We start from the raw sequence: 22,702 nt of genomic DNA on the forward strand, positions 1-22,702 counted from the left end.
CGTCTTACTATGGAGTATATACGCCAACACCCAATTCATCTTCTTTGCGTGTTTTTTCCATCACTTCGGCTGGAGACATGGCTACACGTAGATCCATTTCCGCTTCGGTGCGAACCAGCTCACCACGTAGTGAGTTGGTGAAGACGTCAGTGATTTTCACGTCAACGAACTGGCCGATCAGCTCTGGCGAACCTTCAAAGTTCACTACGCGGTTGTTCTCGGTACGGCCACGCAATTCCATCACGTTCTTCTTTGATGGGCCTTCAATCAAGATACGCTGCTCGGTACCTAGCATCTGACGAGAATAGCGCATAGCCTGAGTATTGATCTGTTGCTGCAGTTCATACAAGCGTTCTTTCTTCACTTTTTCAGGCAGATCACATGGGTAATCGGCTGCTGGCGTACCCGGACGGGCAGAGAAGATGAAGCTGAAGCTGATATCGAAGTCCACATCGCGGATCAGTTTCATCGTATCCTGGAAGTCCTGATCTGATTCGCCCGGGAAACCAACGATGAAATCAGAGCTGATCGTGATATCCGGACGTGCTTTGCGCAGTTTGCGGATCTTCGACTTGTACTCGATCGCCGTGTGCGGGCGCTTCATGTTCGCCAGAATACGGTCTGAACCACTTTGCACCGGTAGATGCAGGAAGCTCACCACCTCAGGGGTATCTAGGTACACTTCGACAATGTCGTCAGTGAACTCGATCGGGTGGCTGGTGGTGTAGCGAATACGGTCGATACCATCGATAGCTGCAACCAGGCGCAGCAATTCTGCGAACGTCGCGATCTCATCATCGTGAGTCGCACCGCGGTAAGCATTGACGTTCTGGCCAAGTAGGTTGACTTCACGTACGCCTTGTTCTGCCAGCTGGGCGATTTCAAATAGCACGTCATCCAGCGGACGGCTCACTTCTTCACCACGGGTGTAAGGAACCACACAGTAGGTGCAGTACTTAGAGCAGCCTTCCATAATCGAAACGAACGCCGATGGACCTTCGGCACGAGGCTCTGGTAGGCGGTCGAACTTCTCGATTTCCGGGAAGGAAATATCCATGACTGGTGCATGGTCGCTCTGCGATTGTTTGATCATCTCAGGCAGGCGGTGCAGTGTCTGTGGGCCGAAAATGACATCGACATACGGTGCACGCTTGCGGATTGAATCGCCTTCCTGGGTTGCTACACAACCACCCACGCCGATCACTAGCTCAGGTTTTTTGTCTTTTAGGGTTTTCCAGCGACCAAGCTGGTGGAACACTTTTTCCTGGGCTTTTTCACGGATGGAGCAGGTGTTAAGCAGCAGAACGTCTGCTTCTTCTGGTTCTTCCGTTAACTCGAAGCCATTGGCTGCATTAAGAAGATCGGCCATTTTTGATGAATCGTATTCGTTCATCTGGCAACCCCAGGTTTTGATAAGCAGTTTCTTAGCCATGTCTAACTCTTCACTCGTAGTGTTTATTCATTGCATTTCACATTGCTTCATTCCGCTTTAGCGGCCAAAAACAAGGCCGCCTGCGGTAGCAAGCCGCGTATTGTACTGCTTTAAGGCGTGCCTGACTAGATCATCACCACCCCGAATATATTGTGGTTTTTCATTCTGTCGCTAGCGGTTTGAGTTTATTGAGGGTTTGAGGGCCCAATTGACGCATTTGTTGACGTATCCATTGGCTGCGCTGCTGAATATAGGGGCTCATGGGCGCAGGTTGCATCCGGTAGGGGTTGGGCAATACCGCTGCCAACTGGGCGGCTTGCTGGGCGCTGAGGCGACGAGCGGGAATACCAAAAAAGGTTTGGCTGGCTGCTTCTACGCCGAACAGGCCGGGGCCGAACTCAACGATGTTGAGGTAGACCTCCAAAATCCGTGATTTGTCCCAGAGTAACTCCATCCACAGCGCAAAGTAGAGCTCGACCCCTTTGCGCAGGAAGGTACGGGACGGAAACAGAAACAGGTTCTTGGCGGTCTGCTGGGTGATAGTGCTACCTCCCCGGCTGGGGCCCTCACGGCCGGTCTGTTTGAGGATCGCGAGGATAGCATTGATATCAAACCCGTAATGGTCGGGAAAGTGTTGATCTTCAGACGCCACTACCGCGAGCTGGGCATTGGTTGATATCGCCTCCATGGGTACCCACAGGTGGGCTGAACGTGGCGGATAGCCTGGTGGTGGAAACCATTCCCGGTGAAGTTGCCAGCCCCAGACTGGCGGGTTGATAGACTTCCCGGCCCACACCAACAAGATCGGTAACAGAAGTGCAAGCATTAGCAGCCTGAGTAGCCAGCGTTTGATAAATCCGGTCATCACCCTTGTCTCTGTGCGGCAGTTAGCGTGTATTAATCACTGATGCGCTTGTGAATTTTGGTAGAATAATGGCAGCAATGCGCCTGTGGGCGCGGTACTCTTTTCTTGAGCATAACAAATGGAAACCAATATGGAACAGTTTGATGTGGTTGTGGCTGGCGGTGGTATGGTCGGGGCGGCAACAGCAATAGGTTTGGCCCAGCAGGGGTTATCTGTTGCAGTGTTGGAAGGGGTCACCCCAGCCCCGTTTGAACCCTCGCAGCCAATGGATCTGCGAGTGTCGGCTATTTCTCCGCATTCTGTTTCATTGTTGGAGCGGCTGGGAGCATGGGAGGTGGTGACGGCGATGCGTCTTTGCCCGTATAAACGATTGGAAACCTGGGAGCACCCAGAGTGCCGTACCCGTTTCAATGCCGAACACATGCACCTTGACCGCCTTGGTTATATTGTCGAAAACCGGGTGATCCAGCTGGCGTTGTGGCAGCAATTCGAACTCTACCCTAACCTGACGGTAAAGTGTCCGGCCCGTATGGTCTCAGCAGTCGAAACCGACAATGGTTATGAGATTGCGCTCGAGCAGGGTAACCCATTGCACGCCACCTTGCTGGTCGGAGCTGATGGCGCACAGTCTCGTGTTCGCCAGCAGGCGGGGATTGGGATCACTGCATGGGACTATCGCCAGCACTGTATGCTGCTCAATGTCGAAACCGCCTTGCCACAGCAGGATATTACCTGGCAGATGTTTACCCCTGATGGCCCGCGTTCATTTTTGCCATTGCCGGGCCATCAGGGCTCATTGGTATGGTACGACAGTCCAGCGAAGATCCAGCAGCTATCGGCGATGACCCCAGCGCAACTGGAAGCACAGATCATTACCCATTTCCCGCCAGAGCTGGGTGAAATAAAGGTGCTCAACCATGGCCGATTCCCGCTAACCCGTCGCCATGCTCAGCGATACTATAAGTCTGGCGTGGTGTTGTTAGGCGATGCGGCCCATACCATTAATCCTTTGGCGGGGCAGGGGGTCAATCTTGGCTTCAAGGATGTTGATGTCTTGCTGCATGAAATCGAGAAAGCAGGCCAAGATTGGTCTAACGTACGGGTACTCAAAGCTTATGAGCGCCGCCGGCGTCCGGATAACCTGTTGATGCAGAGCGGCATGGACTTTTTCTATACCACCTTCAGTAACAACCTACTGCCGGTGAAGTTCTTACGCAATGCCGGTTTGAAGTTGGCCGAGCAGGCCGGGCCGATTAAGCAAAAAGTACTGAAATATGCGATGGGGATGTAATTGCTCGGTGCGAGGTCGTCGGCATCAGTCCTGAAAAAGAAAAAAGCCGAATGTTTGTCAAAACATTCGGCTTAACAACCAGAGAGATACGATCATTGAGTTGGTTGTAAAATCTACTGTCAGCATTTCTAGATAGCCATGTATTCACATAACCATATGCCAGACATAAGAAAACCCACCAAAAGGTGGGTTTCTAAAGATGGTGCGGAAGGAGAGACTTGAACTCTCACACCTTGCGGCGCCAGAACCTAAATCTGGTGCGTCTACCAATTTCGCCACTTCCGCGTACTTACCGTCTATATCCATTTTAGCAATGAATAACAAAAGACGTTAAGCAAAAGATGGCAGGGCTACCTGGATTCGAACCAGGGAATGGCGGCATCAAAAGCCGCTGCCTTACCGCTTGGCGATAGCCCTGCAGGTACTCTGCTGAGTATGTTAGAGAGAATGGTGCGGAAGGAGAGACTTGAACTCTCACACCTTGCGGCGCCAGAACCTAAATCTGGTGCGTCTACCAATTTCGCCACTTCCGCATATATTGTAGCTGATCAAACAGCTTATTCTCTAACTTTACATTGAATTGAACATCAATGATGGGCAACTCAAATAATGGTGCGGAAGGAGAGACTTGAACTCTCACACCTTGCGGCGCCAGAACCTAAATCTGGTGCGTCTACCAATTTCGCCACTTCCGCATACTTACCGAATGTTCCGAAGAAACTCGTTAAGTGTAATAATGGCAGGTCTACCTGGATTCGAACCAGGGAATGGCGGCATCAAAAGCCGCTGCCTTACCGCTTGGCGATAGACCTGCAGATGCTCTTTACAGAGACTTGATACCAGAGAGAATGGTGCGGAAGGAGAGACTTGAACTCTCACACCTTGCGGCGCCAGAACCTAAATCTGGTGCGTCTACCAATTTCGCCACTTCCGCATTTTGTGCTGTTGCCAGCTGCTTCTCTGGTTATTCTCAATTAAGCCGAAGCTCAATCAAAGAATGATGGTGCGGAAGGAGAGACTTGAACTCTCACACCTTGCGGCGCCAGAACCTAAATCTGGTGCGTCTACCAATTTCGCCACTTCCGCATACTTATCGAATGCTCCGAAGAACCTCGTTAAGTCTAATTATGGCAGGTCTACCTGGATTCGAACCAGGGAATGGCGGCATCAAAAGCCGCTGCCTTACCGCTTGGCGATAGACCTGCAGTTGCTCTTTTCAGAGACTTATTTTTCCTAACCAAGCAAAAAGCTTGTTAAGAAAATATGGTGCGGAAGGAGAGACTTGAACTCTCACACCTTGCGGCGCCAGAACCTAAATCTGGTGCGTCTACCAATTTCGCCACTTCCGCATACTTACCGAATGTCCCGAAGAAACTCGTTAAGTGTAATAATGGCAGGTCTACCTGGATTCGAACCAGGGAATGGCGGCATCAAAAGCCGCTGCCTTACCGCTTGGCGATAGACCTGCAGATGCTCTTTACAGAGACTTGATACCAGAGAGAATGGTGCGGAAGGAGAGACTTGAACTCTCACACCTTGCGGCGCCAGAACCTAAATCTGGTGCGTCTACCAATTTCGCCACTTCCGCATTTTTGTGCTGTTGCCAGCTGCTTCTCTGGTGTTCTTAATCAAGCCGAAGCTCAATCAAAGAATGATGGTGCGGAAGGAGAGACTTGAACTCTCACACCTTGCGGCGCCAGAACCTAAATCTGGTGCGTCTACCAATTTCGCCACTTCCGCACAAATTGTTGTTTCTCACCCTAAAGGAGAGAATGGTGGCTACGACGGGATTCGAACCTGTGACCCCATCATTATGAGTGATGTGCTCTAACCAGCTGAGCTACGTAGCCAACATGTGTCATCAGCATTCGCTAATGAGTGTAATGTGGCAGGTCTACCTGGATTCGAACCAGGGAATGGCGGCATCAAAAGCCGCTGCCTTACCGCTTGGCGATAGACCTGCAGTTGCTCTTTTCAGAGACTTGATCTTCCCAACCAAGCAAAAAACTTGCTAAGAAAATATGGTGCGGAAGGAGAGACTTGAACTCTCACACCTTGCGGCGCCAGAACCTAAATCTGGTGCGTCTACCAATTTCGCCACTTCCGCATATTTTGTGTCTCACCGTATAGGCGAGGAATGGTGGCTACGACGGGATTCGAACCTGTGACCCCATCATTATGAGTGATGTGCTCTAACCAGCTGAGCTACGTAGCCATCATGTATCATCAGCATTTGCTAATGAGTGTAATGTGGCAGGTCTACCTGGATTCGAACCAGGGAATGGCGGCATCAAAAGCCGCTGCCTTACCGCTTGGCGATAGACCTGCAGTTGCTCTTTTCAGAGACTTGATACCAGAGAGAATGGTGCGGAAGGAGAGACTTGAACTCTCACACCTTGCGGCGCCAGAACCTAAATCTGGTGCGTCTACCAATTTCGCCACTTCCGCATTTTTGTGCTGTTGCCAGCTGCTTCTCTGGTGTTCTTAATCAAGCCGAAGCTCAATCAAAGAATGATGGTGCGGAAGGAGAGACTTGAACTCTCACACCTTGCGGCGCCAGAACCTAAATCTGGTGCGTCTACCAATTTCGCCACTTCCGCACAAATTGTTGTTTCTCACCCTAAAGGAGAGAATGGTGGCTACGACGGGATTCGAACCTGTGACCCCATCATTATGAGTGATGTGCTCTAACCAGCTGAGCTACGTAGCCATCATGGGTTGCCGACTATACATGATAATCATCAACCTTGTAAAGTTGGCAGGTCTACCTGGATTCGAACCAGGGAATGGCGGCATCAAAAGCCGCTGCCTTACCGCTTGGCGATAGACCTGCAGTTGCTCTTTTCAGAGACTTGTTTTTCCTAACCAAGCAAAAAGCTTGTTAAGAAAATATGGTGCGGAAGGAGAGACTTGAACTCTCACACCTTGCGGCGCCAGAACCTAAATCTGGTGCGTCTACCAATTTCGCCACTTCCGCATATTTTGTGTCTCACCCTAACGGAGAGAAATGGTGGCTACGACGGGATTCGAACCTGTGACCCCATCATTATGAGTGATGTGCTCTAACCAGCTGAGCTACGTAGCCATCATGGGTTGCCGACTATACTAGTAATCCACAACCTTGTAAAGTTGGCAGGTCTACCTGGATTCGAACCAGGGAATGGCGGCATCAAAAGCCGCTGCCTTACCGCTTGGCGATAGACCTGCAGTTGCTCTTTTCAGAGACTTTCATCCTAACCAAGCAAAAAGCTTGTTAAGAAAATATGGTGCGGAAGGAGAGACTTGAACTCTCACACCTTGCGGCGCCAGAACCTAAATCTGGTGCGTCTACCAATTTCGCCACTTCCGCACATTGTATCTCGCTTCCAGAGAAGAGAGATGGTGGCTACGACGGGATTCGAACCTGTGACCCCATCATTATGAGTGATGTGCTCTAACCAGCTGAGCTACGTAGCCATTTTGTTGTTTTCCAAGCCGTCCGCCTATCTGGCCGCCGTCTCGGGAACGGGGCGCATTATGCTCATACCAGCCAAAAGCGTCAACAGTTTTTTTGAATATCTTGAAAAAATTCGCTTGTTCGTTGGTTATTTGGACGAACTGGATGTTTGCCGTGCTAAACAACTGCTTTTATGCGTTTTAGTGCGTCTGAAAGCGATAAAACAACATTGTTAGTGGAAAACAATATTGGTACGTAATTACATTAAACCGAGTGAAGCAATTGCCGGAGCGCAGATAAAAGAAAGCCAGCACAGAGGCTGGCTTTCCGTGAGGCAAAAAAGCGTCGGCTTAATTACACATTGAAACGGAAGTGGACAACGTCACCGTCTTTAACGATGTAGTCTTTACCTTCCAGGCGCCATTTACCGGCTTCTTTCGCACCGCTTTCGCCGTTGAACTCGATAAAGTTGTCATAACCGACCACTTCTGCACGGATAAAGCCTTTTTCGAAGTCGGTGTGGATCTTACCGGCTGCTTGAGGGGCGGTGGCACCGACAGGGATAGTCCATGCACGCACTTCCTTCACACCTGCGGTGAAGTAAGTTTGTAGGTCCAGTAGCTCGTAACCAGAACGGATCACGCGGTTTAGGCCCGGCTCTTCGATCCCCATGTCTGACAGGAACTCTTCGCGATCAGCATCGTCAAGCTCTGCAATTTCGGATTCGATAGCAGCACAGACAGGCACAACCACTGCATTTTCTTTCTCTGCAAGTTCGCGCACCATGTCTAGGTATTCGTTATCTTCGAAGCCGTCTTCACTCACGTTGGCAATGTACATGGTTGGCTTAAGCGTTAGGAAGTTCAGGTAGCTGATCGCTGCGAACTCTTCTTTGCTAAGCTCGATTGAACGTGCCATGCCGCCTTCGGTTAGCGTTGGCAGCATTTTTTCCAGTACAGCGATTTCGAACTTGGCATCTTTGTCACCGCCTTTGGCACGTTTGGCCTGGCGTTGGATTGCACGCTCACAGGTATCAAGATCAGACAGAGCAAGTTCTAGGTTGATCACTTCGATATCGTCGATCGGGTTGATCTTACCAGCGACGTGAATGATGTTGTCGTTTTCGAAACAACGCACAACGTGGCCGATGGCATCCGTTTCGCGGATGTTGGCCAGGAATTTGTTTCCTAGGCCTTCACCTTTTGATGCACCTGCAACCAGACCTGCGATGTCAACGAATTCCATCGTTGTCGGCAGAATGCGCTCAGGGTTAACGATAGCTGCCAGGGCATCAAGACGCAGATCCGGCACTGGCACAACGCCTGTGTTTGGTTCGATAGTACAGAACGGGAAGTTCGCTGCCTCGATCCCTGCTTTGGTCAGGGCGTTGAAAAGAGTGGACTTACCTACGTTAGGCAGGCCGACGATTCCGCATTTAAAACCCATGGTGTGTAACCCTTTTGGTAATTGTTCGGTAAAACAGTCCGGCAGAGCTGCTGCCGAAAAATAAATTCAGTAGTGACTACAGTATCCGGCTTATACAGCTTTGAATGAATGTAGTCGATTTTGGGCTTTGTTTAAGCCATCTTTGAGCAAAATATCCATGCAGCGTACCGCTTCATCGACGGCGGCATCAATATTTTCCTGCTCTTTGGCTGGTGCCTTGCCAAGGACAAAACCCGCGACCTTGTTTTTATCACCTGGGTGGCCGATGCCCACACGCAGGCGGTAGAAATCTTTGTTGTTACCCATTTTGCTGATGATGTCGCGCAGGCCGTTATGACCACCGTGACCACCACCTTTCTTGAACTTGGCCACACCCGGAGGGAGATCAAGTTCATCGTGGGCAACCAAGATTTCTTCTGGTTTGATCTGGAAGAACTTCGCCAGAGCAGCAACCGATTTACCCGAGAGGTTCATGTAGGTCGACGGGATCAACAAGCGAAGATCCTGCCCATTGGTCTGGATCCGGGCGGTTTGGCCAAAATACTTGGCTTCTTCTCGTAGGCTGACATTGTGTACACGGGCCAGCTCTTCTACGATCCAGGCGCCGGCATTGTGTCGGGTCCTGGCATATTCGGCTCCGGGGTTTGCTAGGCCAACAAGTAAGCGAATATTGTTACTCACACTGATCTCTCAAGTTTAGGGGCTGTAAAATCGCGCGCCATATTATATCAAATTAGGCAAAATTGATATCTTAACGAAAAACGCCCCGCACAAGGCGGGGCGTTGAATCTCTTTGGCAGTCCAGAATTAGTGCTGGAACATCGCTGAGATTGACTCTTCGTTGCTGATGCGACGGATAGCTTCAGCAAGCATGCCTGATAGCGTCAGAACCGATACACGGCCAGTGTCAATGATTTCCTGAGTCAGAGGAATTGAGTCAGTTACGATCACTTCGTCAATCACAGACTCACGGATGTTCTGTGGTGCGCTACCAGAGAATACCGGGTGTGTTGCGTAAGCGAATACGCGCTTAGCACCACGATCTTTCAGTGCTTCAGCTGCTTTACACAGTGTACCACCGGTATCGATCATGTCATCAACGATAATACAGTCACGACCTTCAACATCACCGATCAGGTGCATTACCTGAGACACGTTGGCACGTGGGCGACGCTTGTCGATGATAGCGATATCTGTGTCGTCAAGTAGCTTCGCGATAGCGCGGGCACGGACAACACCACCGATATCTGGAGAAACAACAACTGGATCTTCCAGGTTCTTCGCCAGAATGTCTTCTAGTAGTACTGGGCTACCGAACACGTTATCTACAGGAACATCAAAGAAGCCCTGGATTTGCTCAGCGTGTAGGTCAACAGTCAGAACGCGGTCAACACCTACGTTCGACAGGAAGTCGGCAACGACTTTAGCCGTGATTGGCACACGGGCAGAACGGACGCGGCGGTCTTGGCGAGCATAACCGAAGTAAGGGATTACAGCGGTGATACGGCCTGCAGAAGCACGGCGTAGCGCATCGATCATAACAACCAGTTCCATTAGGTTGTCATTGGTTGGCGCACAAGTAGATTGAATGATAAATACGTCGCTACCACGAACGTTTTCATTAATCTGAACACAGACTTCACCGTCGGAAAAACGGTTAACTGTTGCGTCTCCTAGAGAAATGTAAAGACGGTCAGCAATGCGTTGGGCTAGTTCTGGTGTCGCGTTACCAGCAAACAGCTTCATATCAGGCACGGTGGAAACCTCAGGTTGCGTCCAAGTTGTAGTTACTGACAATCCGTAGAATGTGCGAACAAGGCTGTCAAAAGGGGAGATGTGTTGACACCTTTTGCGACAAATCCTTGGAGCCAGTCAGGTAATTTATTCAGGGCTGCATTGGCCGCTTCTGGTGTGCTGAATTCAGCAAACACGCAAGCGCCAGTGCCGGTCAATCTCGACGGCGCGTATTCTAACAGCCACGAAAGCGCCTTATCAACCTCGGGGTGCAGTGATCTGACGATTTTTTCGCAATCGTTTTCGTAAACCCCTGCTAACAGTGCATTTAAAGACCGTTTTTCGCTATCTCTTTTTAGCCCCGGATGGGTGAAAATATCTACCGTAGCAATATTTACCTCTGGTTTGACAACCAGATACCACTTTTCTTCGGGCGCTGCTGGCTGTAATTGCTCACCGACGCCCTCTGCAAACGCACTTATCCCACGAACAAATACCGGTACATCGGCACCCAGCGCCAAGCCCAATGTGGCCAGCTCGTCGGTGCTCAGGTTGGTTTGCCACAGGTAGTTAAGGGCGACCAAAGTGGTGGCGGCATCGGATGATCCGCCACCGAGGCCACCGCCCATTGGCAGAATTTTGTTGATATGGATGTCGGCCCCGGCTTGGATCCCCGTCCGTTGGCGCAGTGCATCTGCGGCGCGGTAGATCAGGTTGTCCTCGGTTTTTACGCCATCGATGGCTGGCGAGAGGGTAATGCGATCACTGTCGTTGGCCGTAATGGTCAGGGTATCGCTGTGATCGAGAAACTGAAACAGGGTTTGCAGTTCATGGTAGCCATCTGAACGGCGGCCGGTGATGTACAGAAAAAGATTCAGTTTGGCCGGTGCCGGCCATTGGGTGGTGCGGGTGATCATAGCGTTCTCTAGTTGATGGACCATTGGTGGATAATCAGGGTAATACTGGCACCGGTGGTGCTCAAGACCATGCGTTTGGGTAGCGCTGGGCTGACCGAATAGTCGTACTCGTTGTAGTCGAGCTGCCACAGTTTATCGTCAACACGCTTGGCAAGGTAGCTGACCCTATTTTCATTATTGAGCTGGTAGGTATCGGCAGCGGTCGGCAAGCCGATGAGCCAGTCACGCATTTGCTCGATCGGTAAGTTGATGCCCGTCAGGGTGGAAACTAATTCACTGGCATTGGTGCCCTGATGGGTTTTGCCTGAATTGTCGACCAAGGTCACGCGATTTGGGGTCGCGTCAAGCTTTAACAGGGTCGAACCCAGGAAGTTTGTTAGTAATAGATGATCTTGCTGGGGCGCGGTTTCCCAAACCAAATTGGCGCCGAAACGTTGCTTGCCTTTGTAACCGATCTTTCCTTTGGCCTGATAGCTGGAGAGTGCCTGAAGATCTTGCTCATGGCTTTCCCAGTCGGTTTGGCTTGTTTGCGGTGGCTGGGTCGCACAGCCTGCCAGCAGCGACAGGATGAGGGTTAACCAAGGGGCTTTTCGGGAAATGCGGGCAAAAGGATGTCGGGCTGGTCGCAATAATGACATCATCGTTATCACTTTTTTATTGAGTATTGTTGGCAAACAATAGCGGTAAAACCTTAATATTTCCAACTCCTTCTCTCATGAAAAGGTCTGTGGCTGTCACTCTTTTTTCCTAATCTTTGAATAATTGAATGCTAACTTATGTGGATTATTGCCACGTAGATTCAATATGCGTTCTTTAATTCAGCGGGGGCATCAAGTAAAATCCGCCCTTAAATCATATTTCATCGGCGAAATGGTACACCGTCTCCATGACATTGCTTGCACTAGGAATAAACCATAAAACAGCCTCGGTAGACTTGCGTGAACGGGTTGCGTTTTCGCCTGAAAAGATGAAGCTGGCCTTGACCCAACTGGAAAACCATCCAGAGATCCATAGTGGGGTGATCGTCTCAACCTGCAACCGTACAGAGTTGTATTGCGATGTGACACAGCAAGGCCCCGGGCTCATGATTGACTGGCTGAGTAAGTTTCACCAGATCAACACCGAAGAGCTGATGCCAAGCTTGTACTTTCATGAAGAGCAAGCGGCTGTCCGCCATTTGATGCGGGTCTCTTGCGGGCTTGATTCATTGGTCTTGGGTGAACCGCAGATCCTCGGTCAGGTTAAACAATCTTATTCTGACTCCCGTGATAACCGAGTTATTCAGGGGATGTTGGAAAAGCTGTTTCACAAAACGTTCACCGTGGCAAAGCGGGTTCGTACGGAAACTGATATTGGCGGCAACGCGGTATCGGTGGCTTTTGCTGCCTGTACTCTGGCTAAACAGATTTTCGAGTCCCTTGAAGAGGCTACGGTGTTGTTGGTTGGCGCCGGCGAGACCATTGAGCTTGTTTCCCGGCATTTGGTCGAGCAAGGCTGCAACCGCTTGATCGTTGCCAACCGAACCAAGGAGCGGGCAGAGAATCTTGCTCGCGAGTTCGGCGCAGAGGTGATCAGCCTGCCGGAGATCCCGGAGCATCTACACCGAGCTGATATTGTGATCAGCTCAACCGCCAGCCCGCTGCCGATCATCGGCAAGGGGATGGTCGAGAAAGCCATCAAGGCTCGCCGCCATCAACCTATGTTATTGGTGGATATTGCCGTTCCCCGCGATATTGAGCAAGAAGTGGGTGAGCTTAGCGACGCATACCTGTACTCGGTTGATGATCTGCACAGTATTGTTGAGAAAAACCGTGAACAGCGTAAAGTGGCGGCCATACAGGCCGAAGCTATCGTCAGTGAGGAAAGCGCGGCGTTCATGAGCTGGATCCGCTCACTCGAAGCGGTCGACAGTATTCGCCAGTACCGTTGTCAGGCTGAAGAGCTCAAATCAGAACTGCTGACGCGCAGTTTGCAGGCTCTGGCCAATGGGAGCGATCCTCAGAAAGTGCTGGTGGAGCTCAGCAACAAACTGACCAACAAACTTATCCACGCGCCTACCCGTGCCATGCAGCAGGCGGCCAAAGAAGGTGAGCCAGAAAAGCTGGCTGTGATCCGTGAAACGCTCGGCTTAGATACCGGCAAGAATTAATGCTGGCAGGGAACCTTCCCTGCCTTTAATGGAATACAGTAGAAATCTATATGAAACCTTCAATTTTAGTGAAATTAGAAACGCTGGTTGAGCGTTATGAAGAAGTCCAGCATTTGCTCAGTGATCCAGAGGTCATTGGTAATCAGGACAAGTTCCGTGCGCTTTCCCGTGAATATTCACAGCTGGAGGAAGTCACCAAGTGCTTCCAGGCTTACCAGCAAGCCAAAGAAGATTTGGAAACTGCTGAAGAGATGGCCAACGAAGACGATCCGGAAATGCGCGAGATGGCGCAAGAGGAGGTCAAGGAAGCCAAAGCGGAAATCATCCGCCTTGAAGACGAACTTCAGGTTCTGCTGATCCCTAAAGATCCAAACGATGAACGTAACTGCTTTGTTGAAATCCGTGCCGGTGCTGGTGGTGATGAGGCTGGTATCTTTGCCGGTGATCTATTCCGTATGTACAGCAAATTCGCTGAATCACGCGGCTGGCGCATCGAAGTGATGAGTGCCAACGCTTCTGAGCAAGGTGGTTATAAGGAAATGATCGCTAAAATCAGTGGCGAAGCCGTATACGGTACGATGAAGTTTGAATCAGGTGGTCACCGTGTTCAGCGTGTGCCTGCGACGGAATCTCAGGGCCGTGTCCATACTTCAGCCTGTACGGTTGCGATCCTGCCGGAAATCCCTGAAGCGGAAATCCCTGAAATCAATACCGGCGATTTGAAAATCGATACCTTCCGTGCGTCTGGTGCCGGTGGTCAGCACGTTAACACCACCGATTCTGCTATCCGTATTACTCACTTGCCGACCGGTATTGTTGTCGAGTGTCAGGATGAGCGTTCCCAGCACAAGAACAAAGCCAAGGCAATGTCAGTGCTGGCGGCCCGTATTATCAAGGCCGAGGAAGAGAAGCGCCATGCTGAAGAAGCGAGCACCCGCCGCAACCTACTGGGCTCGGGCGACCGTTCTGACCGTATCCGTACCTACAACTACCCGCAGGGTCGTGTATCTGACCACCGTATCAACCTGACCATCTACCGTCTGAACGAAGTGATGGAAGGGGACATGAACAGCCTGATCCAGCCCGTACTGCAAGAGCACCAGGCCGATCAGCTAGCAGCAATGGCTGAGCAAAACTAATGACCGTGTCGATAGACGGCCAGCTCAAGCAGGCGATGAAGACATTGATGGATGCGGGCTCTGACAGCCCGCATATCGATGCCGCCGTATTGCTGTGCCATGTGCTTGATAAGCCACGCAGCTATTTGCTTACCTGGCCTGAAAAAGAATTAGATGCCGCCCAACTGGCTGCGTTTGAGGCGGTCATGGCCAGACGCCTGACCGGGGAGCCGGTCGCCTATATTGTCGGCGAGCGTGAGTTCTGGTCGTTGCCCTTGAAAGTTGCACCCCATACCTTGATCCCGCGTCCTGATACCGAAAGGTTAGTCGAGTTGGCACTGGAGAAGTTGCCAGCTGGCGCTTGTGATGTGTTGGACTTAGGGACGGGAACCGGTGCCATTGCCTTGGCGCTGGCCTCAGAGCGGCGTGACATTGTGGTTACTGGTATCGACCTGCGTCCGGAAGCGGCAGCACTGGCCGAGGAAAACCGCGCTAACCTGCACATTGCCAATGCTCGTTTCCTTTCAGGCAGCTGGTACAGCCCACTGACCGAACAAGAACGCTTCGCGGTGATTGTCAGTAACCCGCCATATATTGATGGGGAAGACCCGCATCTTGAGCAGGGGGATGTCCGCTTTGAGCCCAAGAGTGCCTTGGTGGCCGAAGATCACGGCTTGGCCGATATCCAGGTGATCAGTGAGCAGGGCCGCCAACACCTGGAAAGCGGTGGCTGGTTGCTGATGGAGCACGGCTACGAGCAAGGTGCGGCTGTACGTGAAATTTTAGAGGTGCTGGGATACCTGCAGGTATCGACAGCGCAGGACTATGCAGGTCTGGACCGTGTAACCATGGGCTGCTGGCAAGGATAGAGAGATAATAACTATGTATACCGCTGTGAAACACCTACATATGCTGGCTATCGCTTTGAGCGTGACACTGTTTATCTTGCGTTACTGCTTGATGATGGCCAACTCCACCCTGAACGAGAAAAAGTTCCTTAAAATCACCCCGCATGTCGTGGACACGGTGTTGTTGCTGACTGGGGTGACGTTGATTTTCATTACTGGTTTCGTGCCGTTTACCGAAGCTGGTGGCTGGATGACGCAAAAGATCAGTTGTGTCTTAGCTTATATTGCACTTGGCTACTTCACCCTGAAAATGGGCTCTAACAAGGTCTTCAAGACCTTTGCCTTTTTCGGCTCGCTGGGCTGGCTAATGGCCGCTGCCAAGATTGCAATGACCAAAACCTCTTTCCTAGGATAACCATGTTACGCTTTACCGAACAAGAACTGGAGCAGATGCCGCTGGTGGATGGTGCGGTTGCGATGACAGAAGCGGTCGATCCGCACTTCCCCGCAGGCTGGGTCAGTATCCAACTGGCACGTCTTGCCCAAGAGGCGGAGCATGCCTTGATGGATGAGCCGGACAGTTATTTACGTCTTGAAGGCCTGTTACGACTGTTTTACCGCGAGTGGGGCTTTATTGGCGATCACGAGCAGTATTTTTCATCAGACAACGTGTTTCTCGACAAGGTGCTCGAGCGTAAGAAAGGGATCCCGGTCACCCTAGGTGCCCTGTTCCTTTTCCTGGCGCATCGTCTGGACTTGCCGGTAAGTGCCGTGTGTTTTCCTACCCAGTTTGTCCTGAAGGTCGAGTGGTATGGCAGTGAGCCTCAGTACATTAACCCGTTTGATGGTGAGTACCTGAGCAAGCATATGATGGCTGCTTGGCTGAAAGGGCACAAGGGACCCTTTAGCGAGCTGCGCAGTGAATACTTCGCCACGGCCGAGAATGGCGATATTTTGGCTCGCTGGTTAACCGTGATGAAAAGTGCTCTGCTACGCGAGGGGCTGTTTGCCGAAGCGTTGCGCTGCAGTGATGTGGCTCTCGGTGCCTTCCGTCCGGGGGATCCGCACGAAATCCGTGATCGCGGCTATATTTACCAGCAACTGGAATGCAGCCACGCTGCGGTGTCGGATTACGAATATTTTATCGAGCAATGCCCTGAAGACCCAGCAGCAGAGCTGCTGAAAATTCAGGTCAAAGAACTCAACAAAGAGCCGTTGACCCTGCATTGATCCTTGCCGGGCATAGGTTCAACAATTAAGAGAGAAGATGATGGAACAGAAAGTTGTTCGCGTTGGTGATATTGATGTTGCCAATGATAAGCCGTTTGTCCTATTCGGCGGTATGAACGTACTGGAATCACGTGATCTGGCGATGCAGATCTGTGAAAAGTACGTTGAAGTGACAGACAAGCTAGGCATTCCTTATGTCTTCAAGGCTTCTTTCGACAAGGCAAACCGTTCTTCTGTGCATTCCTACCGTGGTCCGGGTATGGAAGAAGGATTGAAGATTTTCCAAGAGCTGAAAGATACCTTTGGCGTGAAAATTATCACGGATATCCACGAGCAGTACCAGGCCCAGCCTGTTGCCGATGTGGTTGATGTGATCCAGCTTCCAGCCTTCTTGGCGCGTCAGACTGATTTGGTTCAGGTGATGGCTAAAACCGGCGCTGTGATCAATGTGAAAAAACCTCAGTTTATGAGCCCAGGCCAAGTCGGTAACATCGTTGAGAAGTTCGCTGAGTGCGACAACGAAAATATTATCCTGTGTGAGCGCGGTGTACTGCACGGCTATGACAACCTGGTTGTTGATATGCTGGGTTTTGACGTGATGAAGAAAGCCTCTAACGGTAGCCCGATTATCTTTGATGTGACGCACGCCCTGCAGTGCCGCGATCCAGGCGGTGCCGCTTCTGGTGGTCGTCGTGAGCAGACGGTTGACTTGGCCCGCTCTGGCCTGGCAACGAAGATCGCAGGCTTGTTCATGGAAGCGCACCCGACACCGGATCAAGCGCGTTGTGATGGTCCGTCAGCGTTCCCGTTGGATAAGCTTGAACCGTTCCTGAGCCAGCTGAAGCAGCTTGATGATCTGGTCAAAGGCTTCGAAGATATCGATATCAAATAACGCGGTTGTTTGTTCTGATTAGAAACGGCCCGGCAGGTTTTCTGCCGGGCCGTTTTTTTTATTGTTATTGACTTCGCGGGGCTGGCCCTGCGGGGAATAAGACTAAATTTGCCTTGCACTTCACCAGCCTGTCACCACCCAGTTTGTACCTTATGATAAAAAAATGAAATCGCTAAAATTCAGAGGATTAATCTTTATCCATTGCGTTATTTAGTGTCATTGGGGGTGTGTGGAGGTAATGAAAGACTTTGTCGCTAATGGTGGGCGCGAAATAGAGTGAGATGTTTGCCAGTCTGGCTGTGAGTGTTTTATTTTGTACAGGTATACTCTGCGCCGAGTAAAATTTTGCAACTGTAGGGTGTTACGTGTCATTATCTCAAGATATACCTCTGAGCCATGTCAAGGGGGAGGTTTCCCATTGGAATAAACACGATACGAGCTGGATGCTCAGTTTATTCGGTACTGCAGTGGGGGCTGGTATTTTATTTTTACCGATCAATATTGGAGCTGGCGGTTTCTGGTCGTTGGTGATCATGGCGTTGCTTGCCGGCCCGATGACGTTTCTCGCCCATCGCGGGCTTGCGCGTTTCGTGCTGTCCTCGTCAAAAACAAATGCGGATTTTACCGATGTGGTTGAAGAGCATTTTGGTACAAGTGCCGGTCGTCTAATTTCAATACTGTATTTCTTGTCGATTTTCCCTATTTTGTTGATCTACGGTGTGGGACTGACGAATACGGTCAACAGTTTCATTGTGAATCAACTCGGAGCGGACGAACCTTCTCGGGTGCTGCTGTCTGGGGGGCTGGTGTTTGGCATGATTGCCATTATGATGGCCGGTGAAAAAGTGATGCTGAAAGCCTTTGAGCTGATTGTATATCCATTAGCTGCAATATTGGCTGGCCTGTCGTTATACTTGGTCCCCAATTGGCAAATGCCAACCTCGTTAGCAATACCGCAATGGGGCAGCTTTTCCATAACGGTCTGGCTAGCTATCCCCGTGACCGTCTTTGCGTTCAGCCATGCGGCAGCCATTTCCAGTTTTGCGAATGCCCAACGCCGCCATTATGGCCAGCAGGCGGTGCCAAAATCAGAACAAATCCTCAAGCGTACCTCGGTGATGCTGATTTCGTTTGTCCTTTTCTTTGTGTTTTCTTGTGTTCTGAGCTTGAGCCCAGAGCAATTGCAAGAAGCGAAAGCGCAAAATGTCTCTGTTCTGTCATACCTAGCGAATGTTCACCATAGTCCTTTTATTGTTTCCCTTGGCCCGTTGATTGCCTTTATCGCAATATCATCATCCTTCCTGGGGCATTTCATGGGGGCTCGTGAGAGTCTGAACGGTATGTTGCAAAAGCAAAGCCAAATGGCTCCGGCCAAGCTAGACAAGCTGGGGATTGCCTTTATGTTTGTCGCAATTTGGTTTGCGGCGATCATGAACCCAAGTATCTTGGGCATGATGGAGGCGTTGTCTGGACCTGTCATTGCCATGATCTTGTTTGTGATGCCAATGCTGGCGGTCTATAAGGTGGATGCGTTGAAAGCATATCGCGGCAGGTTCAGTACAATCTTTATTTTGTTGATGGGGCTGTTGGCAGTCTCAGCGATTGTTTTCAAGTTGATTTAGTCCTGAATTGTCGGGGCCTGAAATGGAAAAAGGCTTGCCAGATGGCAAGCCTTTTTTATTTCAGCGTCTAGATCCTAGAGCTTGAAGCGGCTGATTTCCTGCTGGAGCTGGAAGGACAGCTCCGACAGCTCAGCGGCTTGCTTGGCAGCCTCGCTGGCTTCTACCGCCAGTTCGTTGGAGACATCGCGGATCCCTTCGGTGTTGCGGGTGATTTCCGATGTCACTGATGACTGCTCCTCTGCCGCCGAGGCAATTTGAGTTGCCATATCATTGATATTGGTCACTGCGCTATTGATCTGCGACAGGCTAGCCGATGCCGAGTTGGCATCATCAACACTGGTTTCTGCCAGCTTGCGGCTGTCTTCCATGATCCCGACCGCCTTGCCAGTAGTTTGCTGCAAGGTTTCGATCATCTGCTGGATTTCCTGCGTCGACGCATGCGTGCGTTGACTCAGTACCCGTACTTCATCCGCTACGACGGCAAAGCCCCGTCCTTGTTCACCGGCGCGAGCGGCCTCAATGGCAGCATTCAGTGCCAGCAGGTTGGTTTGCTCGGCAATACCCTGAATAGTCGATAGAATCGTATTGATGCTCTGGGCATGGGTATTCAGCTCGCCGATCACACCGGTGGCCGTATCGACCTCGGTGGCAAGGCTGGTGATGGAGTGCTGGCTCTGACCCACCTGGGTCGCACCGTGATCAGAGACATTCACTGTCTCACCAGCAGTACGCGCCGTGTTGTCGGCGTTACCGGCAATTTCCTGGGTTGCTGCAGCCATTTCATTGATGGCTGTCGCTACCATATTGATTTCGTCTTGCTGGTGCTGGATACGGGTGCTGCGTTCTTCCGCCTGCGAGGCGGTAATGTGCGCCTGTTGGGTCAGCGAGTTGGATACATCGTTAAGCTTGATAACCATCGCATGCATGTTGCCGACGAAGCGGTTGAAGTTATGGGCAAGCTGGCCCACCTCATCATTGCTGCGCGGCTCTAGGCGCTGGGTTAGGTCACCTTCACCTGTCGCAATCTCAGCCAGTGCCTCAGAGACTCGTGCCAAGTCGCGGAACAGGTAGCCGACGAGAGTGGCGGAAATCGCAACGACAATCAGGGTGATCACGATAGAGGCAATAATCAGCTGGCGAAGCAGAGAGGTGTGGCTGGCTTCTTCGGTCTCACGATCCATTTCCAGACCCAGTACCCAGTCGGTACCCGGTACCGGTGCAAAGTAGAACAGTTTCTCTTTACCTTTGATTGTCGCTATTTCAATGCTACCGCTACGGGCGGCATCGTCAATAAGCGCCATGTTGAGCTCGCTGCTGAAACGATTGATTGGCTGGAGGATAAAAGACTCGTCAGGATGGGCAAGAAAGGTGTTGTCTTGTTTGTTGATCAGCATGGCGTAGGCATTTTTGCCGACATCCAAGTTGATCACATCACTTACCAGCTGGTCGATCAATACATCGGCACCGACGACGCCCTGTAGGCGACCGTTTTTTCGTACCGGTTCGGCAATGGTGATCAGCAACGCATCAGTAATGGCGTCACGATAGGCGGTGGTCACAATCTGGCGGTTGGCACTGACTGCATCGCCATACCACGGGCGGGTACGGGGATCGTAGTCGGCACGGTTACGCTCTGGGTGGGAGCGGAACATCTCTCCGGCCGGTGTACCGAAAAAGATGTCATCGAATCCGCCAGCTTTTCGGGCTAGCTGAAGATACGGCACCATGTTTTCTTCTGTGGTGTAATCATTGAACGAACGGGCAATATCACGGCGGATTTGCACCCAGTCGCCAATTCCTTCATTGGCTGCATGGGCGATACTCTCGGCACGGGCGTAAATGCCCTGACGGGTCTGGTCAAAAAGTTGGTCGGCAGCAAGCCAAGTCAATGCTGTGGCCATAATCACAACAGCAAAAAGGCTGGCACCGATGAGTTTCTGTTTCAAGGTTAGCGTCATTGTCTTTATCTCAATAACAGAGGGTGGGAAGGTGTTTGCGTGGCGAATTCTATAGCGATTTATTGCCTGTTGCACGGAAAAGTAGCCTTGGTCGGATATTTTCCAAATTGATGATTTTTTGTGACTTATGGTTGGCGAATATACCTTTTAATGCGTCAATAAATTGTCGGTTTATCGGGTGGTAATATGCGCATTGTTACATTGATACCTAATAGGTTTACTATTTTGCTATTAGTGATTTTTTTAGATGTTTAGACGTCTAGATGTTGACGCGGCCATTAACAACACTTAGTCTAAGCGCAATTTCTAAAATAGATGTCCTGTAGTCATCATGTCGAACACAACACAACACAACTCTATTGAGCCAACCCCTTCAGCGTTGGCATTACTCCCTTTGGGGATCTTCTTGGCCTTGTTCATTGGTGTCGGTACGTATCTGACCTTGCAAGGTGTGGATTTTGCCTTTTACCAACTGCCAGCCCCGGTAGCCGCGCTGCCTGCTGTCATTGCGGCAATCTTGCTAAGCAAGGAAAAGCTCAACAAGGCGATTGAACAGTTCCTGCGCGGGGTAGGTCATAGCGATATCATTGCTATGTGTATGATTTACCTTTTGGCTGGAGCGTTTGCTTCTGTCGCGAAGGCGACCGGCGGTGTCGATGCCACGGTAAACCTTGGCCTTTCAATGCTGCCAGCGAGCATGATCCTGCCGGGTATCTTTGTGATTTCAGCCTTTATCGCGACAGCGATGGGAACCTCGATGGGGACCATTGCTGCGGTTGCACCGGTTGCGTTGGGTATTGCCCAAACCGCAGGTATGGATGTGGCACTGACTGCCGGTGTGGTGCTGAGCGGTGCGATGTTCGGTGATAACCTTTCGATTATTTCGGATACCACCATTGCCTCGACCCGTTCGCAGGGTTGCCAGATGAAAGATAAGTTCCGCGAGAACATCCGTATTGCACTGCCAGCCGCTATCGCTGCGATCTTGCTGTTTATGTTCAGCAGTACGCCGACGGAAGTACCCGCTACAACCGATGTTGAGTGGCTGAAAGTGCTGCCGTACATCACCATCTTGGTATTGGCGGTGTCGGGCTTGAACGTCTTTGTCGTACTGAGTATCGGTATTATGCTGGCGGGCGGAATTGGTTTGTTTGCGACCTCTGGCTATGGCCTGTCAGCTTATGGCCAAGATATCTACGCTGGTTTTGGCAATATGCAGGAAATCTTCCTATTGTCGATGCTTATCGGTGGTATGGGTGAGCTGATGCGTCGCCAGGGTGGTTTGGCCTTCTTAACCCAGCTGATCAGTAAGGTGATCCGTGTCTTTAGCAAGCAGCACTCTAAAGCACAGAACTTGCGAGCCAGCGAACTGGGTATTGCCGGGCTGGTGGGACTAACCAACTGCTGTACTGCGAACAATACCGTGGCGATTATCGTCTCTGGCGGGGTAGCGCGCGAGTTGGCTGAAGAAAATGGTGTAACGCCGCGTCGTTCGGCAAGTTTGCTCGATATCTTTTCGTGTGTGGTGCAGGGTGTTTTGCCATACGGCGCACAGGCGCTGTTGCTAGGCTCGGTGTTTGGCCTATCGCCGCTAGAAGTGGTGAGCCACTCTTATTACTGTTTCTTCCTCGCTTTTGCCGCGGTTGCTGCGGTTTTCTTCAAGCATCCAGCGCGTAAGCCAGCGATTGCTTGATAGGCGGTCAGCTAGGTTAGGAAAACCCAAAATAGTATCAGAAGCCTCACGCCAGTGAGGCTTTTTTTTGC

The 22,702-nt window shown here is 51.0% G+C and carries 17 protein-coding genes and 26 tRNA genes; 9 read left to right on the forward strand and 34 right to left on the reverse strand.

Annotated elements, in window-relative coordinates:
- Positions 1-7: 7 nt before the first annotated feature.
- Positions 8-1,432: a tRNA (N6-isopentenyl adenosine(37)-C2)-methylthiotransferase MiaB gene (gene miaB, locus C9I99_RS18620; protein ID WP_107350365.1), complete on the reverse strand. Its 1,425-nt coding sequence runs from the start codon at positions 1,430-1,432 to the stop codon at positions 8-10.
- A gap of 160 nt (positions 1,433-1,592) precedes the next feature.
- Entirely contained in the window at positions 1,593-2,297 is a 705-nt protein-coding gene (gene mtgA / locus C9I99_RS18625; RefSeq protein WP_107350366.1) for a monofunctional biosynthetic peptidoglycan transglycosylase, read from the reverse strand.
- A gap of 130 nt (positions 2,298-2,427) precedes the next feature.
- Here mtgA and C9I99_RS18630 point away from each other — a divergent pair, with 130 nt between their 5' ends.
- A complete protein-coding gene (locus tag C9I99_RS18630; RefSeq protein WP_107350367.1) occupies positions 2,428-3,588 on the forward strand; it encodes a 2-octaprenyl-3-methyl-6-methoxy-1,4-benzoquinol hydroxylase in 1,161 nt (386 codons plus the stop codon).
- A gap of 200 nt (positions 3,589-3,788) precedes the next feature.
- Here C9I99_RS18630 and C9I99_RS18635 read toward each other — a convergent pair.
- The 31 genes from C9I99_RS18635 to lolB form a co-directional block, all read right to left on the reverse strand.
- Positions 3,789-3,873, reverse strand: a tRNA-Leu gene (locus C9I99_RS18635).
- Between the two features lie 57 nt (positions 3,874-3,930).
- Positions 3,931-4,005 (reverse strand) — tRNA-Gln (locus C9I99_RS18640).
- Between the two features lie 31 nt (positions 4,006-4,036).
- A tRNA-Leu gene (locus C9I99_RS18645) sits at positions 4,037-4,121 on the reverse strand.
- Between the two features lie 77 nt (positions 4,122-4,198).
- Positions 4,199-4,283: transfer RNA gene (locus C9I99_RS18650), tRNA-Leu, on the reverse strand.
- 42 nt (positions 4,284-4,325) lie between these two features.
- A tRNA-Gln gene (locus C9I99_RS18655) sits at positions 4,326-4,400 on the reverse strand.
- Between the two features lie 37 nt (positions 4,401-4,437).
- Positions 4,438-4,522 (reverse strand) — tRNA-Leu (locus C9I99_RS18660).
- 67 nt (positions 4,523-4,589) lie between these two features.
- Positions 4,590-4,674: transfer RNA gene (locus C9I99_RS18665), tRNA-Leu, on the reverse strand.
- Positions 4,675-4,716: 42 nt separating this feature from the next.
- Positions 4,717-4,791, reverse strand: a tRNA-Gln gene (locus C9I99_RS18670).
- A gap of 61 nt (positions 4,792-4,852) precedes the next feature.
- Positions 4,853-4,937 (reverse strand) — tRNA-Leu (locus C9I99_RS18675).
- Between the two features lie 42 nt (positions 4,938-4,979).
- Positions 4,980-5,054, reverse strand: a tRNA-Gln gene (locus C9I99_RS18680).
- 37 nt (positions 5,055-5,091) lie between these two features.
- Positions 5,092-5,176 (reverse strand) — tRNA-Leu (locus C9I99_RS18685).
- Between the two features lie 67 nt (positions 5,177-5,243).
- Positions 5,244-5,328: transfer RNA gene (locus tag C9I99_RS18690), tRNA-Leu, on the reverse strand.
- A gap of 33 nt (positions 5,329-5,361) precedes the next feature.
- Positions 5,362-5,438, reverse strand: a tRNA-Met gene (locus C9I99_RS18695).
- 36 nt (positions 5,439-5,474) lie between these two features.
- Positions 5,475-5,549: transfer RNA gene (locus C9I99_RS18700), tRNA-Gln, on the reverse strand.
- 61 nt (positions 5,550-5,610) lie between these two features.
- Positions 5,611-5,695 (reverse strand) — tRNA-Leu (locus C9I99_RS18705).
- A 31-nt stretch (positions 5,696-5,726) separates the two neighbouring features.
- Positions 5,727-5,803 (reverse strand) — tRNA-Met (locus C9I99_RS18710).
- 36 nt (positions 5,804-5,839) lie between these two features.
- A tRNA-Gln gene (locus C9I99_RS18715) sits at positions 5,840-5,914 on the reverse strand.
- A 37-nt stretch (positions 5,915-5,951) separates the two neighbouring features.
- Positions 5,952-6,036: transfer RNA gene (locus tag C9I99_RS18720), tRNA-Leu, on the reverse strand.
- Positions 6,037-6,103: 67 nt separating this feature from the next.
- Positions 6,104-6,188 (reverse strand) — tRNA-Leu (locus C9I99_RS18725).
- A 33-nt stretch (positions 6,189-6,221) separates the two neighbouring features.
- Positions 6,222-6,298: transfer RNA gene (locus C9I99_RS18730), tRNA-Met, on the reverse strand.
- A gap of 46 nt (positions 6,299-6,344) precedes the next feature.
- Positions 6,345-6,419, reverse strand: a tRNA-Gln gene (locus tag C9I99_RS18735).
- 61 nt (positions 6,420-6,480) lie between these two features.
- Positions 6,481-6,565: transfer RNA gene (locus tag C9I99_RS18740), tRNA-Leu, on the reverse strand.
- Positions 6,566-6,596: 31 nt separating this feature from the next.
- A tRNA-Met gene (locus C9I99_RS18745) sits at positions 6,597-6,673 on the reverse strand.
- Between the two features lie 45 nt (positions 6,674-6,718).
- Positions 6,719-6,793: transfer RNA gene (locus tag C9I99_RS18750), tRNA-Gln, on the reverse strand.
- Positions 6,794-6,852: 59 nt separating this feature from the next.
- A tRNA-Leu gene (locus C9I99_RS18755) sits at positions 6,853-6,937 on the reverse strand.
- A 30-nt stretch (positions 6,938-6,967) separates the two neighbouring features.
- Positions 6,968-7,044 (reverse strand) — tRNA-Met (locus C9I99_RS18760).
- 334 nt (positions 7,045-7,378) lie between these two features.
- On the reverse strand, positions 7,379-8,470 hold the full coding sequence (ychF, locus tag C9I99_RS18765; protein ID WP_107350368.1) for a redox-regulated ATPase YchF: 1,092 nt from the start codon (positions 8,468-8,470) through the stop codon (positions 7,379-7,381).
- A 90-nt stretch (positions 8,471-8,560) separates the two neighbouring features.
- On the reverse strand, positions 8,561-9,151 hold the full coding sequence (gene pth, locus C9I99_RS18770) for an aminoacyl-tRNA hydrolase (RefSeq protein WP_107350369.1): 591 nt from the start codon (positions 9,149-9,151) through the stop codon (positions 8,561-8,563).
- A gap of 126 nt (positions 9,152-9,277) precedes the next feature.
- The gene (locus tag C9I99_RS18775) at positions 9,278-10,225 is read right to left on the reverse strand and encodes a ribose-phosphate pyrophosphokinase (protein ID WP_133638264.1); all 948 of its coding nucleotides are present in this window, start codon (positions 10,223-10,225) and stop codon (positions 9,278-9,280) included.
- 32 nt (positions 10,226-10,257) lie between these two features.
- Positions 10,258-11,121, reverse strand: coding sequence for a 4-(cytidine 5'-diphospho)-2-C-methyl-D-erythritol kinase (gene ispE, locus C9I99_RS18780; protein ID WP_107350370.1), 864 nt, complete (start codon positions 11,119-11,121; stop codon positions 10,258-10,260).
- A gap of 8 nt (positions 11,122-11,129) precedes the next feature.
- Positions 11,130-11,762 (reverse strand): lipoprotein insertase outer membrane protein LolB, encoded by a 633-nt coding sequence (gene lolB, locus C9I99_RS18785; protein WP_243734670.1) that lies wholly within the window; start codon positions 11,760-11,762, stop codon positions 11,130-11,132.
- Positions 11,763-12,007: 245 nt separating this feature from the next.
- Between lolB and hemA the strand changes: the two genes are divergently transcribed.
- The 7 genes from hemA (at position 12,008) to C9I99_RS18820 (ending at position 18,980) form a co-directional block, all read left to right on the forward strand.
- Entirely contained in the window at positions 12,008-13,270 is a 1,263-nt protein-coding gene (gene hemA, locus C9I99_RS18790) for a glutamyl-tRNA reductase (protein ID WP_107350371.1), read from the forward strand.
- Positions 13,271-13,320: 50 nt separating this feature from the next.
- Positions 13,321-14,409: a peptide chain release factor 1 gene (prfA, locus tag C9I99_RS18795; protein ID WP_107350372.1), complete on the forward strand. Its 1,089-nt coding sequence runs from the start codon at positions 13,321-13,323 to the stop codon at positions 14,407-14,409.
- Positions 14,409-15,257, forward strand: coding sequence for a peptide chain release factor N(5)-glutamine methyltransferase (gene prmC, locus C9I99_RS18800; protein ID WP_107350373.1), 849 nt, complete (start codon positions 14,409-14,411; stop codon positions 15,255-15,257). Before prfA ends, prmC begins: the two co-directional genes overlap by 1 nt.
- A gap of 13 nt (positions 15,258-15,270) precedes the next feature.
- Positions 15,271-15,651 (forward strand): SirB2 family protein, encoded by a 381-nt coding sequence (locus tag C9I99_RS18805; protein ID WP_107350374.1) that lies wholly within the window; start codon positions 15,271-15,273, stop codon positions 15,649-15,651.
- A gap of 2 nt (positions 15,652-15,653) precedes the next feature.
- Positions 15,654-16,466 (forward strand): SirB1 family protein, encoded by an 813-nt coding sequence (locus C9I99_RS18810; protein ID WP_107350375.1) that lies wholly within the window; start codon positions 15,654-15,656, stop codon positions 16,464-16,466.
- A 37-nt stretch (positions 16,467-16,503) separates the two neighbouring features.
- Positions 16,504-17,358, forward strand: coding sequence for a 3-deoxy-8-phosphooctulonate synthase (kdsA, locus tag C9I99_RS18815; protein WP_107350376.1), 855 nt, complete (start codon positions 16,504-16,506; stop codon positions 17,356-17,358).
- A gap of 365 nt (positions 17,359-17,723) precedes the next feature.
- A complete protein-coding gene (locus C9I99_RS18820; RefSeq protein ID WP_107350377.1) occupies positions 17,724-18,980 on the forward strand; it encodes an SLC5/6 family protein in 1,257 nt (418 codons plus the stop codon).
- A gap of 74 nt (positions 18,981-19,054) precedes the next feature.
- Here the strand turns inward: C9I99_RS18820 and C9I99_RS18825 are convergent, their stop codons facing one another.
- On the reverse strand, positions 19,055-20,938 hold the full coding sequence (locus C9I99_RS18825; protein ID WP_107350378.1) for a methyl-accepting chemotaxis protein: 1,884 nt from the start codon (positions 20,936-20,938) through the stop codon (positions 19,055-19,057).
- Between the two features lie 331 nt (positions 20,939-21,269).
- On the opposite strand from C9I99_RS18825, the gene C9I99_RS18830 reads away from it, so the two are divergent.
- Positions 21,270-22,631 (forward strand): Na+/H+ antiporter NhaC family protein, encoded by a 1,362-nt coding sequence (locus C9I99_RS18830; protein ID WP_107350379.1) that lies wholly within the window; start codon positions 21,270-21,272, stop codon positions 22,629-22,631.
- Positions 22,632-22,702: the final 71 nt, after the last annotated feature.

Source organism: Photobacterium lutimaris, assembly GCF_003025555.1.
Lineage (GTDB): Bacteria > Pseudomonadota > Gammaproteobacteria > Enterobacterales > Vibrionaceae > Photobacterium > Photobacterium lutimaris.

Bases quoted from the DNA above. Each gene is read 5' to 3' on its own strand.
- miaB (WP_107350365.1), bottom strand. From the start codon at position 1,432: ATGGCTAAGAAACTGCTTATCAAAACCTGGGGTTGCCAGATGAACGAA.
- lolB (WP_243734670.1), bottom strand. From the start codon at position 11,762: ATGATGTCATTATTGCGACCAGCCCGACATCCTTTTGCCCGCATTTCC.
- mtgA (WP_107350366.1), bottom strand. From the start codon at position 2,297: ATGACCGGATTTATCAAACGCTGGCTACTCAGGCTGCTAATGCTTGCA.
- C9I99_RS18825 (WP_107350378.1), bottom strand. From the start codon at position 20,938: ATGACGCTAACCTTGAAACAGAAACTCATCGGTGCCAGCCTTTTTGCT.
- C9I99_RS18805 (WP_107350374.1), top strand. From the start codon at position 15,271: ATGTATACCGCTGTGAAACACCTACATATGCTGGCTATCGCTTTGAGC.
- C9I99_RS18630 (WP_107350367.1), top strand. From the start codon at position 2,428: ATGGAACAGTTTGATGTGGTTGTGGCTGGCGGTGGTATGGTCGGGGCG.
- C9I99_RS18830 (WP_107350379.1), top strand. From the start codon at position 21,270: ATGTCGAACACAACACAACACAACTCTATTGAGCCAACCCCTTCAGCG.
- kdsA (WP_107350376.1), top strand. From the start codon at position 16,504: ATGATGGAACAGAAAGTTGTTCGCGTTGGTGATATTGATGTTGCCAAT.
- C9I99_RS18810 (WP_107350375.1), top strand. From the start codon at position 15,654: ATGTTACGCTTTACCGAACAAGAACTGGAGCAGATGCCGCTGGTGGAT.
- ychF (WP_107350368.1), bottom strand. From the start codon at position 8,470: ATGGGTTTTAAATGCGGAATCGTCGGCCTGCCTAACGTAGGTAAGTCC.
- prfA (WP_107350372.1), top strand. From the start codon at position 13,321: ATGAAACCTTCAATTTTAGTGAAATTAGAAACGCTGGTTGAGCGTTAT.
- prmC (WP_107350373.1), top strand. From the start codon at position 14,409: ATGACCGTGTCGATAGACGGCCAGCTCAAGCAGGCGATGAAGACATTG.
- ispE (WP_107350370.1), bottom strand. From the start codon at position 11,121: ATGATCACCCGCACCACCCAATGGCCGGCACCGGCCAAACTGAATCTT.
- hemA (WP_107350371.1), top strand. From the start codon at position 12,008: ATGACATTGCTTGCACTAGGAATAAACCATAAAACAGCCTCGGTAGAC.